13 protein-coding genes and 2 tRNA genes are annotated in these 17,413 nt (G+C 38.2%); 5 read left to right on the forward strand and 10 right to left on the reverse strand.

Features of this window, described 5'->3' with window-relative positions; translation table 11 throughout:
- Positions 1–6 precede the first annotated feature (6 nt).
- From AC1M9B_RS05500 to sdhC, 5 genes are all read right to left on the reverse strand, one after another.
- Positions 7–2,829, reverse strand: a complete 2,823-nt coding sequence (locus tag AC1M9B_RS05500) for a 2-oxoglutarate dehydrogenase E1 component (RefSeq protein WP_481608731.1) — start codon at positions 2,827–2,829, stop codon at positions 7–9.
- 738 nt (positions 2,830–3,567) lie between these two features.
- Positions 3,568–4,278, reverse strand: coding sequence for a succinate dehydrogenase iron-sulfur subunit (locus tag AC1M9B_RS05505; RefSeq protein WP_035268507.1), 711 nt, complete (start codon positions 4,276–4,278; stop codon positions 3,568–3,570).
- Between the two features lie 14 nt (positions 4,279–4,292).
- Positions 4,293–6,191, reverse strand: a complete 1,899-nt coding sequence (gene sdhA, locus AC1M9B_RS05510; protein WP_035268510.1) for a succinate dehydrogenase flavoprotein subunit — start codon at positions 6,189–6,191, stop codon at positions 4,293–4,295.
- Positions 6,192–6,203: 12 nt separating this feature from the next.
- Complete coding sequence (gene sdhD / locus AC1M9B_RS05515) at positions 6,204–6,569, reverse strand: succinate dehydrogenase, hydrophobic membrane anchor protein (RefSeq protein WP_035268511.1); 366 nt, start codon at positions 6,567–6,569, stop codon at positions 6,204–6,206.
- A complete protein-coding gene (gene sdhC / locus AC1M9B_RS05520; protein ID WP_179997761.1) occupies positions 6,569–6,967 on the reverse strand; it encodes a succinate dehydrogenase, cytochrome b556 subunit in 399 nt (132 codons plus the stop codon). The genes sdhD and sdhC overlap by 1 nt, the downstream gene beginning before the upstream one ends.
- Before the next feature lie 1,041 nt (positions 6,968–8,008).
- Between sdhC and gltA the strand changes: the two genes are divergently transcribed.
- Positions 8,009–9,283, forward strand: a complete 1,275-nt coding sequence (gene gltA, locus AC1M9B_RS05525; RefSeq protein ID WP_035269948.1) for a citrate synthase — start codon at positions 8,009–8,011, stop codon at positions 9,281–9,283.
- A gap of 158 nt (positions 9,284–9,441) precedes the next feature.
- Here the strand turns inward: gltA and AC1M9B_RS05530 are convergent, their stop codons facing one another.
- From AC1M9B_RS05530 to AC1M9B_RS05540, 3 genes are read right to left on the reverse strand one after another with little or no spacing between them, the layout of a single operon-like run.
- On the reverse strand, positions 9,442–11,019 hold the full coding sequence (locus AC1M9B_RS05530; RefSeq protein WP_481594374.1) for a flavin-containing monooxygenase: 1,578 nt from the start codon (positions 11,017–11,019) through the stop codon (positions 9,442–9,444).
- Between the two features lie 15 nt (positions 11,020–11,034).
- Positions 11,035–11,880, reverse strand: coding sequence for an SDR family NAD(P)-dependent oxidoreductase (locus tag AC1M9B_RS05535; RefSeq protein WP_180027941.1), 846 nt, complete (start codon positions 11,878–11,880; stop codon positions 11,035–11,037).
- A gap of 15 nt (positions 11,881–11,895) precedes the next feature.
- Complete coding sequence (locus AC1M9B_RS05540) at positions 11,896–12,849, reverse strand: metal-dependent hydrolase (protein ID WP_481590217.1); 954 nt, start codon at positions 12,847–12,849, stop codon at positions 11,896–11,898.
- A gap of 282 nt (positions 12,850–13,131) precedes the next feature.
- On the opposite strand from AC1M9B_RS05540, the gene AC1M9B_RS05545 reads away from it, so the two are divergent.
- The 3 genes from AC1M9B_RS05545 (at position 13,132) to AC1M9B_RS05555 (ending at position 16,599) form a co-directional block, all read left to right on the forward strand.
- Complete coding sequence (locus tag AC1M9B_RS05545; RefSeq protein ID WP_092766833.1) at positions 13,132–13,620, forward strand: hypothetical protein; 489 nt, start codon at positions 13,132–13,134, stop codon at positions 13,618–13,620.
- A gap of 341 nt (positions 13,621–13,961) precedes the next feature.
- Positions 13,962–15,587, forward strand: coding sequence for an NAD+ synthase (locus tag AC1M9B_RS05550; RefSeq protein ID WP_481597255.1), 1,626 nt, complete (start codon positions 13,962–13,964; stop codon positions 15,585–15,587).
- The gene (locus tag AC1M9B_RS05555; protein WP_481597256.1) at positions 15,580–16,599 is read left to right on the forward strand and encodes a hypothetical protein; all 1,020 of its coding nucleotides are present in this window, start codon (positions 15,580–15,582) and stop codon (positions 16,597–16,599) included. The genes AC1M9B_RS05550 and AC1M9B_RS05555 overlap by 8 nt, the downstream gene beginning before the upstream one ends.
- 35 nt (positions 16,600–16,634) lie before the next feature.
- Here AC1M9B_RS05555 and AC1M9B_RS05560 read toward each other — a convergent pair.
- A tRNA-Met gene (locus AC1M9B_RS05560) sits at positions 16,635–16,711 on the reverse strand.
- Positions 16,712–16,967: 256 nt separating this feature from the next.
- On the opposite strand from AC1M9B_RS05560, the gene AC1M9B_RS05565 reads away from it, so the two are divergent.
- Complete coding sequence (locus AC1M9B_RS05565) at positions 16,968–17,276, forward strand: hypothetical protein (RefSeq protein WP_228133291.1); 309 nt, start codon at positions 16,968–16,970, stop codon at positions 17,274–17,276.
- Positions 17,277–17,333: 57 nt separating this feature from the next.
- Here AC1M9B_RS05565 and AC1M9B_RS05570 read toward each other — a convergent pair.
- Positions 17,334–17,410: transfer RNA gene (locus tag AC1M9B_RS05570), tRNA-Met, on the reverse strand.
- Positions 17,411–17,413 lie beyond the last annotated feature (3 nt).

The raw sequence follows: 17,413 nt of genomic DNA on the forward strand, positions 1-17,413 counted from the left end.
TCCTGATTATTCTGCTACGATCGCAAGCGCTTCGTTAACGAGTTGTGCTTGTTGTTTTGCATGTAAATATGGTGAGCCACAAGCCGGTGCAGCAGATGCTTCACGTCCTGCATAGCTGATTTGAATTTGTTGACCTGACTTCATAACACCTTCGTATAAACGTGGTGCGATGAATAACCATGCGCCTTGGTTCTTCGGTTCTTCTTGCGCCCAAAAAAGCTCTTTCATATTTGGATATTGTGCAAGTACTTCCGCTAAACGTGCTTCTGGATATGGGTACAATTGTTCAACACGAACAATAGCAGTGTTGTTCAATTCATTTTCACGACGTTTTTCAAGTAAATCGTAATAAACCTTACCACCGCAAAGCACTACACGAGTCACATCCAACTTATTAATGTTATCAACTTCATCAATCACAGTTTGGAAAGTTCCGTTCGCCAATTCATCAAGATTAGATACCGCTAATTTGTGACGTAATAATGACTTTGGAGACATGATAATCATTGGTTTACGAATTGGGCGAATCGCCTGACGACGTAAAGCATGGAAAATCTGTGCAGGAGTTGTAGGCGTCATCACTTGCATGTTTTCTTCAGCACATAGCTGTAAGAAACGCTCTAAACGTGCAGATGAGTGTTCTGGGCCTTGACCTTCAAAACCATGTGGAAGAAGCATCGTTAAACCACAAACGCGCTCCCACTTTGTCTCACCAGAAGCAATGAATTGGTCAATAACAACTTGAGCACAGTTCGCGAAGTCACCAAATTGTGCTTCCCAAATAATTAAGCTCTTAGGTAGAGTTGTTGCATAACCATATTCGAATGCCAATACTGCCATTTCAGACAATAATGAGTCATAAATCGCTGTACGCGGTTGATTTTCTTTAATATGGCAAAGTGGAATATACGTCGAACCGTCTACTTGGTTATGAAGCTTCGCATGACGATGCGAGAATGTACCACGACCAACATCTTCACCAGTTAAACGAACAAGATAACCCTCGTCCAATAACGAAGCATAAGCTAGAGTCTCAGCTGCACCCCAGTTCAATGGCATTTCACCAGTTTGCATTTTAAGACGATCATCGATCACCTTAGAAACTTGACGCTGCATCACGAAGCCTTCAGGAAGCTCACGCATTTTGCGACCAAGTTCTTTTAAACGCTCTTCAGGGAAAGTAGTATCCCAAACGTCAGTGTATTCGTGACCTAAGTATGGCGTCCAGTCAACGAACATTTTTTTATTCGGTTCAAGTACAAGTGCATTAGCAACATGTTTACCTGCTTCTAAATCAGCACGGTAATCTTCGATCATCTGATCTGCAGTCGCACGATCAATTACACCTTCTTGTACTAATTTGTCAGCATATAATGCACGAGTCGTCGTTTTCTTATTAATGACTTGATACATCATTGGCTGAGTTGCTGCTGGCTCATCTGCTTCATTGTGACCGCGACGACGGTAACAGAACATATCGATAACAACGTCTTTACGGAAAGTATGACGGAAATCATGTGCAAGTTGAGCAACAAACAATACAGCTTCAGGATCATCACCATTCACATGGAAGATTGGTGCCTGAATCATTTTCGCGATATCAGTACAGTATTCAGTAGAACGTGCATCACGTGGATCTGATGTTGTAAAACCAACTTGGTTATTGACAACAATATGAACTGTACCACCTACCGTATAACCACGTGTTTGTGACATTTGGAAGGTTTCTTGGTTCACACCTTGACCAGCAAATGCAGCATCACCATGTACGATTACTGGTAATACGTCATCACCACCAATGTCTTTACGACGAACTTGACGAGCACGTACTGAACCTTCAACTACAGGCCCTACGATTTCTAAGTGTGATGGGTTAAATGCCAATGCCAAATGAACTTCGCCACCTGGAGTCATTACGTTTGACGAGAAACCTTGGTGATACTTAACGTCACCAGAACCTTTCTTGTGAAGTGATTTACCTTCAAATTCACCGAAAAGATCTGCTGGGTTTTTACCCATGATATTGACAAGCAAGTTGAGACGACCACGGTGTGGCATACCGATCACAACTTCTTTACATCCCACAGAACCTGCGCGTTGAATAACAGCATCAACCATCGGAATGAAAGATTCACCGCCTTCCACACCAAAGCGCTTAGCACCAACATACTTATTGCCTAAGTATTTCTCTAAGCCTTCAGCTGCAGTTAAACGTTCAAGAACATGTTTCTTTTGTTCTGCTGAAAAACCAAATTGACCTTTCACACCTTCAAGACGTTGTTGAATCCAACGTTTCTCTTTAGTGTCAACAATGTGCATATATTCAACACCAATAGAAGCGCAATACGTCGCCTCCATCGCATTGACCATTTCACCTAAAGTTGCTTCAGTTTTGCCAATTGCAAGATTACCTGTATTGAATACAGTATCTAAGTCAGATTTGGTTAAACCATGAGCCGCTAGATCAAGATCAGGCACTTCTTCTCGTTTTGCCAAACCTAATGGATCTAATTTTGCTTTTTGATGACCGCGGTTACGGTATGCAGCGATTAATTGTAATACGCCAATCTGACGACGCTCGTGCTCAGAACTAACTGAACTTTGAACGACAGGCTGAATACGGTTTGAGTTACGACCCAATAAAAGGAATTGCTCACGTACATTGCTGTGTGGTTGATCCCCTTTTGGGAACTTACCAAAGTATTCTTGCCAATCAGCACCGACTGATTCTGGAGCAACTAAATACTGCTCATAAAGTTCTTCAATATACGCTGCACTGTCAGCGGAAAGTTCAGTGTCAAGACGCAATGCGTCAGCAACTTCTTGCATTTGTGGACCCATTTCCTATTGCAAAACATTACAGGGAGCTTTCTAAGCTCGCCCATGATTGATAATGCCAAATCGGTAAATTGACATTCACCCATCTGGTACAAAAGACCATGGGGCGTATAGCATTAGAGAGTTTCTAATACCAATGACGAATCATAACGCCCTCATTGGCATCATCACTCATCTTTATACTCGATAAAATTACCGAGCAATTTTTGCAAATTGACTTAGAAAAAAATAAAAATATTAGTCTTTTCTAAAGCAACTTTTCAATTTGATTATCCCTGCTTTCAGCTTAACACCAAACCACCAAAATGTTGATTTAATGTACAGATTGAATAATATTCATGCTAAAAATTTTGTTCAAATCCTACCATGAACTTCACTTCAAACTGATTTTATTGACACATACCATTCATAAATTAGCTAAATACAAGTATAAACCATTGAGATAATATAAGGTGCATTTAGATAAATTCTATTAAAATTCATAATTATTAGACTAAAGCCTAAAATTATAGATTTAAATACATGCAACTTGGATCATAAAACCGATATCTTAACATTTTAAAAAGATATTTGCAGATGCAAAACGTTTTCATTTATCCCTAAAGTGCATATTTTTTTATGATTGGGGCAAATCTAACCACTTCAACCAAAATATCTCGAAAACTAAATTTAACATCAAGTTTTGATTAAAAAAAAAGCACACCTAAGTGTGCTTTTTTTGGAACAGCATTATCCAGCTTGATCTAACAACATGCTACGAATGTGACCAATCGCTTTTGTTGGATTTAGACCTTTAGGGCATACTGATACACAGTTCATGATACCTTTACAACGGAATAAACTGAAAGGATCGTCTAAACGAGCCAAACGGTCTTGAGTAGCAGTATCACGCGAATCAATAATGAAACGATATGCATTCAACAATGCTGAAGGACCCAAGAATTTATCAGGGTTCCACCAGAATGATGGGCAAGACGTTGAACAACATGCACAAAGAATACATTCATACAAACCATCAAGATGCTCACGCTCTTCTGGAGATTGTAAACGCTCTTTAGGTGGTGCAGGTTGATTATTAATCAAGAACGGTTGAATTTTGTCGTACTGATCATAGAACTGATTCATGTCTACAACCAAGTCTTTGATTACTGGAAGACCTGGTAATGGACGAATAGTAATTACTTCTGGCAAATCGTTTAGGTTCCAAAGACACGCTAAACCATTTTTACCATTGATGTTTACACCATCTGAACCACAAATACCTTCACGACATGAACGACGGAACGTTAAAGTTTCGTCTTGAACTTTCAATGCAAGTAGCGCATCAAGCAACATACGGTGCTTATCAGTCAACTCAAGCTTGAATGTTTGCATGTACGGTGCTTTATCCTTATCAGGATCGTAGCGGTAGATATTAAATGTACGAGTACCTCTACTCATCTTACTTCTCCCAATTAGAATGTACGTGGTTTAGGTGGAATAGCATCAACTGATAAAGGCTTGTAACGTACTGGCTTGTACTCAAGACGGTTATCAGCAGAGAACCATAAAGTATGCTTCATCCACTCATCATCACGACGGCCGTAAGGATATGCTGGATGATCTGGAGATTCTTCAAAATCTACAACAGTATGCGCACCACGACATTCTTTACGTGCAGCAGCAGAGATTAAGGTTGCTTTTGCAACTTCGTATAAGTTTTCCACTTCAAGCGCTTCAATACGCGCAGTATTAAATACTTTTGATTTGTCTTTTAAGTGGATATTACGGATACGAGGCTCAAGTGCAAGAATCTCTTTCACACCTTTTTCAAGAAGTTCAGTTGTACGGAATACACCTGCATGATCTTGAACGATATCGCGAATTGCATCAGCAACTTCTTGCGCATTCTCACCAGAAGTTGACTCATCTAAGCGACGGATACGCTCGACAGTTTGCTGAAGCACAGTTGTTGGAAGCGGCGCATATTCATCACCGTGATGCTTAGTCACATAGTCAATGATATGTTCGCCAGCAGCTTTACCAAATACAACTAAGTCAAGCAATGAGTTTGTACCTAAACGGTTAGCACCATGTACAGACACACATGAACATTCGCCAATCGCATAGAAACCTTTCACTGGTTTAGTGAAATTGCGATCCGCAGCATTGGTAGAATAAGTATCGCTGTCTTTGTCGTAATGTGCTTCTAGCGGAGTAGTTTCACGCGATTCAGGAACAACAACTTGACCATGAATGTTAGTTGGAATACCACCCATTTGGTAATGGATTGTTGGTACAACAGGAATTGGCTCTTTTGTGATGTCAACGTTCGCGAACTTCTTACCAATCTCAAATACAGATGGAAGACGTTTCATGATCGTATCAGCACCCAAGTGCGTCATATCAAGAAGGATATAATCACCTTTAGGACCACAACCACGGCCTTCTTTGATCTCTTGGTCCATAGAACGTGATACGAAGTCACGTGGTGCCAAGTCTTTCAAAGTTGGAGCATAACGCTCCATGAACGGTTCGCCGTCTTTGTTACGAAGGATTGCACCTTCACCACGACAACCTTCAGTTAACAATACGCCTGCGCCTGCAACGCCCGTTGGGTGGAATTGCCAGAATTCCATATCTTGTAATGGAATACCTGCACGAGCAGCCATACCAAGACCGTCACCAGTGTTGATATATGCGTTTGTAGATGCGCGGTAAACACGACCAGCACCACCCGTTGCGAACAATGTTGCTTTCGCTTGGAATACTGCAATTTTACCTGTTTCTTGGTCAATTGCTGTAACACCAAGTACATCACCTGCTTCATTACGGATCAAATCAAGCGCGATCCATTCTACGAAGAATTGTGTACCCATTTTCACGTTGCTTTGATAAAGCGTGTGAAGAAGTGCGTGACCTGTACGGTCGGCAGCAGCACAAGCACGAGGAACAGCTTTTTCACCATAGTTCGCAGAGTGACCACCGAATGGACGTTGGTAAATTGTGCCGTCAGCGTTACGATCAAATGGCATACCTAGATGTTCAAGTTCATATACAACTTGTGGCGCTTCACGAGTCATAAACTCAATTGCGTCTTGGTCACCTAACCAGTCAGAACCTTTTACTGTGTCATAGAAATGGTAGTGCCAGTTATCTTCTTGCATGTTACCAAGAGAAGCACCAATACCACCCTGTGCAGCTACAGTGTGAGAACGCGTTGGGAATACTTTAGTCAATACCGCAACTTTCAAACCAGCTTGAGCAAGTTGGTAAGAAGCACGCATACCAGAACCACCACCACCAACGATGACAGCATCGAAAGTTTCGTGTGGAATATTTGTATAATCTTCTTTAGGGTTTATAGCGCCCATGATTGTTTCCTATCAATTCGCCCAAAAAATCTGGATTGCCCAGATCGCATATGCAAATACAGCAATAATAACTGCTGAAGTCAGTACAAGGCGTAAACCTGATGCTGATGGACCCATTTGACGAGTCGTCACATAGTCAGTGAATACTTGCCACATACCAATCCATGCGTGTGCAACAAGAGATAAGACTGCCAATAAAGATAAAATCTTCATCGGTAATGTCATCATAAAGCCGTACCACTGTTCGAAGTTGAAACCACCATTACAAAGGATCCAACCAAACACCACAACAGTATAAACAGCTAAAACTACAGCACTTACACGCTGGATAAACCAATCGCGAGAACCTGAACCCGTTAAACCAGTAGCACTTTTCATTAGAGTACGATCCATACAAATGATGCAACGATACCAATTGCAGATAAAATTAATGCGATTGTTGCTGCTACACGACCACTTTGTAACTCTTCAGCGATACCCATATCAGCAAGCAAATGCTTGATACCTGCGATGAAGTGGTAGATTAAGCCAGCGACAAATACCCATACGATAAAGCGCACGATAAAGCTATCAAAAATAGCTTGAACTTGTGCAAAGCCCTCAGGAGAAGACAATGATTTGTCTAAGATCCATAAAAGAACTGGTACGAGTAAAAATACGATGACACCTGAAAGACGGTGTAAAATAGATGCAATAGCCACAGGGGATTTTAAGTTTACGTCTAAAACTTGACCCATGGACAAATTGACAGGTCTGTTGCTTTTCACAGCGGGCATCCTGTAGTTAAAAACTCCATCCGGAGTTTGTTGGAATTAATTCGAAGGAAAGCTGGCATTTGTTAGACAAATAAATTGTCTAAACCTTTATACGACACGGAATTATAAAACGTGCAATTTCAAATTACAAACCTACGAAGCAGGCGTCAACCATAAAATATTTTTAAATAAGAATCATTTACATCTACTTTCTTACAGTTAAGTCATCTCTCTATTTAAATACAAACACTAAGCCATTAATATTTATATCAATTTATTTTAATTTAGTGTTACTGAACTCAAATGTTCGATTTGTCTTAATTAGACTAAAGCACAACTCACTACAAAAATATATTTTTTTAAGAAATATAATATTTATTTTATTTTTCAAAAACTTAAAGATAATTAATTCTCAAATAATTTGTACTTTTAAAACTAATTAGAAAAATGAATATTGCTCACATGGTCATTGTTTTTTTATCTAATTGAATTGAGTAATTTCAAATGTAAAAAAGGATAAAAATCATATGCACTTATAAATTAATTACAAAATGAACTTCATTTTTTAATGTTGAGCTCATCACTTAAAATGTAATGAAACATCATAAATTAGACACTTTTTAATCAATTAGTAAATAAAGTGAAAAAAAATATTTCATTGTCATTATTGGTCTATTTATTCAGTCTATCATCTTAAAAAAACAGACAAATTCTATAAACAATCGCTTTTCACAACCTTTAACATATTGATAAAAGGTATTAATAATCAAGCATTACATGGTTTAAATCATCAAAATATGCACGTTTTTGTCTTTTTTTTTATGCCACTACCGTTGAAATTGTCTTATTATACGGCGGCGCTAGTGAAAAGCAGATAAATTCCTACTGATTAACTGAGTTTAGAACCAGTCACTTTAGGTCGTCATTTTTATCCATAAGTATAATTGACAATTTTTGACTACTCACTAAGCTTAGAGCAAATTTTGAAACCGTCTAACTCACGGATTACAACAGATTATTTCGGGTTAGATAAAACATTCACCAGGACAGGAGATCTATTGAATGTCTGAAGCAACTGGCAAAAAAGCCGTATTACAGCTTGATGGCAAAGAAATTGAATTACCAATTTACAGCGGCACATTGGGCCCAGATGTAATCGACGTTAAAGATGTATTGGCCGCAGGTCACTTCACTTTTGATCCTGGTTTTATGGCTACAGCGTCTTGCGAGTCTAAAATCACATTTATCGATGGTAATAAAGGTGTTCTATTACACCGTGGTTATCCAATCGACCAACTAGCTACTAAAGCTGATTATTTAGAAACTTGCTACTTATTATTAAATGGTGAGCTTCCTACAGCTGAGCAAAAAGAAGAGTTTGACGCTAAAGTTCGTAACCACACCATGGTTCACGATCAAGTTAGCCGCTTCTATAACGGTTTCCGCCGTGATGCACACCCTATGGCGATTATGGTTGGTGTTGTTGGTGCGTTATCAGCGTTCTATCACAACAACCTTGATATCGAAAATGTTGATCACCGTGAAATTACTGCGATCCGTTTGATTGCTAAAATTCCTACCCTTGCTGCGTGGAGCTACAAGTATACTGTTGGTCAACCATTCGTTTACCCACGTAATGACTTAAGCTATGCAGAAAACTTCTTGTACATGATGTTTGCTACTCCAGCAGATCGTGATTACAAAGTTAACCCTATTCTTGCAAAAGCAATGGATCGTATCTTCACGCTTCATGCTGACCATGAACAAAATGCTTCTACGTCTACAGTACGTTTAGCTGGTTCTACTGGTGCTAATCCGTATGCATGTATCGCTGCTGGTATCTCTGCACTTTGGGGCCCTGCTCACGGTGGTGCAAACGAAGCTGTTCTTAAGATGCTTGATGAAATCGGCTCTGTAGAAAACGTTGCTGGCTTCATGGAAAAAGTGAAGACTAAAGAAGTTAAACTTATGGGCTTCGGTCACCGTGTTTATAAAAACTTCGATCCACGTGCTAAAGTAATGAAAGAAACTTGTGATGAAGTTCTTGGTGCTTTAGGTATCAATGATCCACAGTTAGCTTTAGCAATGGAATTGGAGCGTATCGCACTTTCTGATGAATACTTCATCAAGCGTAACCTTTATCCAAACGTTGACTTCTATTCAGGTATCATCCTTAAAGCGATTGGTATCCCAACAGAAATGTTCACTGTAATCTTCGCACTTGCACGTACTGTTGGTTGGATCAGCCACTGGTTAGAAATGCACAGCGGCCCATACAAGATTGGACGTCCTCGTCAACTTTACACTGGCGAAGTTCAACGCGATATCGTTCGTTAATTCGAACTGCGTCGACAGTCAAAAAACCACCCTTTGGGTGGTTTTTTATTATCTGATTAACAACAAACTATTGTTTTCAGCCCTGATGAAATAGAAACCTCGTATATCTAGAATATCTACAAACAAAAAAAAAGCCTGATTAAATCAGGCTTTTTTGATCAGTGTTGTGAATAATGATCCAAATTTAATGAGCTTAACTGCTGTTTTAATTTTGCAAGAGACCATGGCCATGCTGCAAAGTTACGACCATTTTCATCCAAATAGTAACTCTTACAGCCACCTGCATTAAATACAGTGGTTTTAAGATGTTTTTGAACCAATTGATTATGTCGCTTAACAACGTCGTCTTTAATCACAAGCTTGTTAATATTTTGCTTTTTGATCTTTAGTAGGCCATCAAGAATATAATCTAATTGAGCTTCAGCAATACCAATAAATGAGTCATAAACCAGAATATTTGGTCCTAACACCAAAAATGCATTTGGTACATTGGTAATACTTGCACCTAAATAAGCTTCCGGTGAACTATTTTTCCAGCGATCTGCTAAGAGCTTCCCATCCATATCGTAAATGCGTTTACCAATTGGCGGATGCGATACCTCAAAACCCGTACCCCAAATGATGACATCTACTTCATGACGCTCACCATTGGCTGCAACGACCGTATTCCCATCAATCTCAACCAACCCCTCATTGATTAATTTCACATTATCTTGTTGCAATGCTGGATAGTAATTGTTGGCAAATAAAAGACGTTTACAGCCAATATCAAAATTTGGTGTGACTTTTTTTCTTAATTCATCATCTTGAATTTGCAACTTCAATAATTGTTTGCTTAAGAAATTCACAGGCTTCAGCACTTTCGGATTACGCAAACCAAAGTTAATGCCATTTAAAATTTGGGCAATACTGCTCCGCCAAGTGGATTGAATAACGGGAAATTTCTGGATCAGTGATTTCGCTTGATCATTCAAATTCATATCAGCTTTTGGCAACACCCAAGGTGCTGTACGCTGAAACACAAAGAGTTCTTTCGCTAATGGCTGAACCTGAGGAATAAATTGAATCGCTGAAGCACCTGTACCAATAACAGCAATACGTTTACCTTTCAGATCGTACTCATGATTCCATCTTGCAGAGTGAAACATTTCCCCCTTGAAACTTTCTATGCCCTTAATTTTTGGAAATGATGGCTCAGTAATCGGTCCCGTTGTAAAGATTACCGTTTTTGCTAGATACTTTCCTTGAGAAGTTTCTAACGACCACTGCGCCTTCTCGTTATCCCAACGTGCTGTTTTTAATTCATGATTAAATTGGATTTTTTCAGTCAATTGATGCTTCTCAACCACTTCCTCAAGATAACTTAAGATTTCTGGCTGCTTGGCAAACAAATGACTCCATTTGTGACTTGGCGAAAAGGAAAAAGAATATAAGGCTGAAGGAACATCACATCCACATCCTGGATAATTATTATCGCGCCATGTACCACCAACTCGGTTCGCTTTTTCCAGCACAATGTAGTCGCGATATCCTGCCTGATTCATTTTATATGCCGCAGCGATACCGGAAATACCTGCACCAACAACAATCGTGTCATACACCTTTTGTGATTGTTCGACTTTAAGTTCTTTATCTGCGTTATTTTTTTTCTTTACTTTTACTTCTGCTTTTTCAGATTGATCAGCAGTTTGAATTTTTAAATCTGCATTGCTCTCTAATTCGTTATCGAGTGTCATTCTTTTATCTCTCTATTATTTTACAAAACGCTTAAACCATGGATAACCTACACCTAACATTTTGGTATATAAGGTCGGTGAAGCACGCTTCATCAACCAAAATAATTTCGCGTCTGGTTGTGGAATCGTATAAAGAATGCCTTTATCTAAATTGTTTAAGGTTTTTTGTGCAACTTGATCGCTTGTGACAAATGCATGATTCTGCAATAAATCATCCGCTAAACCCGAGTAATTGGAAGGTAATCGCCCATTCTTCATAATATTAGTAGGTACTAAAGTTGGGCAAAGCACATTCACACGGATATTATCTTGATGTAGTTCTGCAGATAACGTTTCAGATAATGCAAGTACACTAGATTTCGTCACGTTATAAGCTGTCATTTCAGGTGCAGCTGTAAATCCTGCTGCTGAAGCAACATTAATAATTGCCCCATAACCTTGTTGTTTAAACTTCGGTACAAAAAAGTGGCAACCATGAATCACGCCCCATAAGTTGACATGCATACACCATTGCCAATCTTCTAGTGTCATCTCATCAAACTTACCACCTAACCCCACGCCAGCATTATTAATAACAAGTGTCACAGGATGATTAAAAAGGTTTTCTGCTTGATTCGCCACTCGCTCAACATCTTCCTTTTTTCCCACATCGCAGGATTCAGCAAATGCTTTTTGCCCTGTGGTCTGAGAAATCAGCTGAACAGTTTCTTCAGCTGCAGCTAAATTAATATCAGCACACACCACTTGACCACCACGTTTTGCAATTTCCAATGCAAAACTGCGTCCAATACCACTTCCCGCACCCGTTACCACAGCATAAGCCTGATGGCTCGGTTTAATTTTCTTCTTAAAAAAAAGCATGAACTATCCTTATTCTTATACCTTTAAAGCAGGCATGAATTCCTTCGTAAAGTATGGTGTTAAAATACCATCCACTGGATTTAATAAACGTTCTTTGTAGTACTCTAAAAACGCTGATGTATCATGATCATTCGGATGGAAGTCTGGTTTGAGATATTCGAAAATATGTTTGATCGAACTGCCATAAACACCATCTTTTAGACCAAAAATCAAACCTACACTTCGGTACATATCTTTGTAGTAACTTAAACTGATTAGATTTGATGGCTTACGATAAAATGGCACAACTAGTGATGCAGCAGAAATCAGCACTAAAATCGTAATAAGCGCTGGGAAAAAGCCTGCTATTCTTAAAGCATAGTTACTCGAAAGAAGTTGGAACACATCATATGCAATATCTTTATGCTCTGATTCCTCAAGCATATGCCACATCCAAATTGCGCGTTGTTTCTCATCTTGAGATTCGAAGAAAATATGCTCATGATTCATCATGTATTCAGCAAGCACTGCGGTAAAATGCTCAATCCCAGCCATAAGCGATAATTTCATTGGCTGAGGCAACCGATTAAAACCATATTCAAAAACGTGATGCGCCAGAAATCTAAACAATTTGACAGGCAAATCTGCCTTTAAAAAAGCGTCATTTAATTCTTCATGAAGTTTAGAATGTAAAGCTTCTTGCCCAATCAGCGCTGTCACTCTTTGCTTCAGTAATGGATCTTGAATAAAGTCACGATGATAACGTGCTGTATCAATAACGAGATCCTCACCATAGGTTAAAAAAATTGAAAGTGAGGCAAAGTAAGCACTTGCTAATTCCGCATTCAAATAAAATTTTGGATCAATCTTTTGATGATCAAAATCAAATTTCATATGACGAATTGGAATAGCTTTTGATTGATTCTCAGGATCAAATTTAGAACCGTTTAGAAATTTAGAAATTTTTTTTAGTGGCTGAGTTAATAACATGGCGAACCTTCTCTTTTATCTCAGTGAATAAATTCAAATAATGTGAATTCTTCGACGTTTCTAAAAAATTAAGATAAAAAGACGAAATAGCCATTTGCATAATAAATCTTTAGAGATGGCATAATTGCTCATTCATCAAGATTGTCTAACAAAATTATTAAGTTTTAATCAGTAAATACCATTTCATTATCATTAAAGGTCAACACCATTTTTAACAAGTAATGATTCCAAATAGTGATATTTTGAATGTCACATAAACTTTAAGTAGATTAAGAAATAAGTATGATGTTGTGGATGCCACTTATTTTAAAATGGATAAAATTTGACGCTTTTAGATGTAGATCACTCACCCAAGGTGAAATCACGTTGAGCCAAAGTGTCTTTGGTGATCTTATAGATTATGACAGGGTGAAAATCATGAATCATCCGTTTCTACCGTGGCAACCCTCAGCGGTATTTATGGCGCCAAAGGGCTATTTGCATATTCGCAACAAACATTTCAAAACTGACTATTCGAAAGAAAATAAAATCTATCAAGGAATTTTCATTCACGAGATGACTCATATTTTACAACACCAACAAGGACAAAATGTTTTGCTCAAAGGCGCTTTTCTTCAAAGTGCGTATTTTATTTCCTTCAAAAAGTATAATCCTTATGCCTATAAATTTGACCCTAAAAAAAATTTCAATGACTACAACATTGAACAACAAGGCGATATAGCTAGAGATATATTTTTGAAAAAGATTCCAAATATTATTTTGAATCAATAAAAATTGTAAAATTAAAAGAATATTTTTTATTCAAGCTATTGATTTGTGAATCAGAAACACCATATCAGCTTTGACATCTGATTTACTGTGTCGCAAATCCATTACGATTTAATTTTTTATGTACAAACAATGGCAAAAGCTAGTATCTACTTTTATTTTAGATAGAATACATATGAATCGTAGTTTTTGCTGTGCAAGAAATAAGATCTTTTATCATGTTTTAATGATGTAAATTTGAGCCATTTGGCAGTTATGTAATATCACATACACACAGCTGAATAATTACTCCAATAAAATCAGCACGTGCTGTATATAAACCTATAGGATAGGACTTGGTTTAAATGAATAGTTTTAAAGTTTCTCTTGCTCAATTCTCTCCATTTGTCGGCAATTTAGAAGCCAATGTTCAACGAATGATTGAACTCGCTAACGAAGCCAAACAGCAAAATGCCAATATCATTGTGTTTCCTGAACTTTCGACCATTGGCTATCCTGCAGAGGATCTCCTACTTCGTCCAAGCCTAAGCAAACGTACAGCATCAGCTTTCGAAAAACTGGCTGAAGTGAAAGACATTGTGATGGTATTTGGTTTTGTTAATCAAGCTGATTCGGGTGCACGCTATAACTCTGCAGCCGTTATGAAAGATGGGCAAGTATTAGGTATTTATAACAAGCAAAATTTACCAAATTATAGTGTTTTTGATGAAAAGAGATATTTCGCTGAGGGTCATCAACACCTTGTATTTGAATATTTAGGACATAAATTCGGTGTATTAATTTGCGAAGATGTCTGGACGCTAGAGAGTGTACAACAACTTGCCAAACTAAATGTTGAAACTGTTCTTGTGCTAAATGCCTCACCATACGAAGTTGGAAAGCCTCAACACCGTGTTGTTACGCTTAAAGAGTTAGCTAAACAATTGAATCTCAATCTTGTTTATGTCAACCAAGTGGGTGGGCAAGATGATCTCATTTTCGACGGAACAAGTTTCGTTGTAAATGCAAATGGTGAAGTTGTACTTGAAGCACCAAGCTTTAAAGAAGACCTTTTTCATGTTGAATATGAAGCAGAGCTTAAATCTTTTAAAGCCGCTACCAAAGCACCTGCATTAGATACGATTGCAGAAATTTACCAAGCTTTGGTTTTAGCAACACGAGATTATGTACAACGCTCAGGTTTCCCTGGTGTCATTCTTGGTCTCTCTGGTGGTATTGACTCAGCGCTCACTCTTGCAATCGCTGTCGATGCTATTGGAGCAGATAAAGTTCAAGCTGTTATGATGCCTTACACATATACCTCTCAAATCAGTGTTGAAGACGCGACTGAGCAGGCAAAACGCATGGGAGTAACTTTTGGTATTGCGGAAATTCACCCAATCGTCAACAGCTTTATGCAGACATTACACCCATTCTTCGGCAATTCTCCTGCTGATGCAACTGAGGAAAATTTACAAGCTCGCGCACGCGGCACCTTATTAATGGGCCTGTCGAATAAATTTGGTAATCTTGTTTTATCTACAGGTAACAAATCTGAATTATCTGTTGGTTACTGCACACTGTACGGTGATATGGTCGGTGGTTTTGCTGTACTTAAAGATGTTTATAAAACGATTGTATTTGAGTTAGCAAAATACCGTAATAGTTTGGAAGATACGCCTGTAATCCCTGAACGTGTGATTACTCGCCCACCTTCTGCTGAATTGCGCCCTGATCAAAAAGATCAAGACTCTTTACCACCTTACGATGTTCTTGATGCAATTTTATATGCATATATTGAAGAAGATCAGAGTCTTGAAGATATTATTTCTAAAGGTTTTGATCGAGATATCGTGACTAAAGTCATTGGATTGGTTGATCGCAACGAATATAAGCGCCGTCAGGGTGCAATTGGTCCACGTATATCCTCTCGTGCATTTAGCCGCGAACGCCGCTATCCAATCGTAAATGGATGGAAAGCAGGTGTCTAACTCGACACAACTCAATCAATTTGCTCAAGCACTTATGCTTGAGCAAATTCGGTTTACGCAACAGTATTTATTAAATGCTGAATCTAATGCTGTACTAGACACGTTTGTTTCAGAGGCTTATGCTCAGTTCAATCGAATCAAACTAAAAGACATTGTAAATCTTGAACAACTTCATGCTGTTGTTTCAAAATATGCTTTTGAATTAAATCTTGGACCTGATTTACTAGAGTTTATTGGCGCAGTTGCACAACGTATTTACCTTCATTTAAAGGATTCAAATGCTTTAATCGGAGATTTAATTTCTGACCATGATTTTGGGCTTTGGCTAAATAAAATTCTTGAATTAGATCAAGTACGTTATGGTTTAAAACAACAAATTTTAAGTAATGAGAAGGCGCATGCAGTAAGTCTTCAATTAGCAAATCAAATTTTAGAAAAATATACACCTTGGCTGGATAGGCTTCGAAAAAATAAAGTTCAAAATAATACGGTCAAATCAAAGATTTTTAATTTTCTCCAAGATCAGCAACACACATTAGAGTTAAAACTAGAATCCCAACTTGCAAATGCAATATTGGTTCAATTAGGCGAAATTATCACACTGCCTCAAAATGAACTTTATGAAATCATTCAACATATTTGGTCAGATCTCCAATTTCAAAAAATTTCAGCTCAGCTTGAGCAGATTGAGGCCATTGATGTCGAAGATTTTTTTATTCTGGTCTATGAAACCTGGAGAAATTTACGCCAGTCCTCTGAGATTCAGTCCATCATTTTAGAAGTGGTTGATGAGTTCTATGAATATTTTGGTGATTACAGTTTACAAGCTTTACTCACGGCTGTTGGACTAACTCAAGAAGATTTAGTGATCGAAGCCCATCGTTTTGCACCTCAGCTTATCAGCATGTTAAATGATTTTGGCGTTCTAGAACAATTAATTCAAAGTTTGATTCAGCCTTTTTATCAAGCACAATCTACACTTGATATTATCTCAAAACATTTTGAGAAATAAAAAAAAGACCATGCGGTGAGCATGGTCTATAAAAATGGTGGCTATGACGGGACTTGAACCTGTGACCCCCGCATTATGAGTGCGGTGCTCTAACCAACTGAGCTACATAGCCGTAAACTGTGTGCGCATTATCTTAAGTTATCGTTGTATCGTCAAGCATACGAAAGCACTAATGATCACCCTTTATACAAATAAACCTTATTTGAACAAAATTAATCCATAATTATATGATTTTATTGTAATAGTAAGGTTTCAATGACATCAAAATCATGCTCAATCCTCAATATTTCATTCTCATATGCTCTTTAAGCCTTGTGAGCGGATGCCAAACGATTTATCCCATATTTGTGAATTATCACGGTGTACGCATGGATGTCGCTCAATGGATCAATGCTCAAAACTTTATAACCATGCAACAAAAACGAACTCTAGTTCAATTAAGCCGTGCTCAACAAAAGCTCGTGCATATTGATGTCATTCCTGAAGATCATAAACTTGCCGTGAGTAAAGAGAATGCGGTTGCTCTTCATTGTGCACAGCTTTATTTGTCTGAGCAAAAAATTGAAAGCTTGCAAAATATTGTGTTTTCAAATGTAAATCAGACAGCCGTTTTAGCACAATTTGAACAAGAGTTTCCAAAAATTAAGTTAGATTCTCAGCTTATTCAGTGCCAATGAAAACTCAAGATTTCACACATAAAAAAAGACCACACTAGTGAGTGTGGTCTATAAAAATGGTGGCTATGACGGGACTTGAACCTGTGACCCCCGCATTATGAGTGCGGTGCTCTAACCAACTGAGCTACATAGCCGTA

The sequence above is a fragment of the Acinetobacter sp. ANC_7513 genome (genome assembly GCF_056779915.1).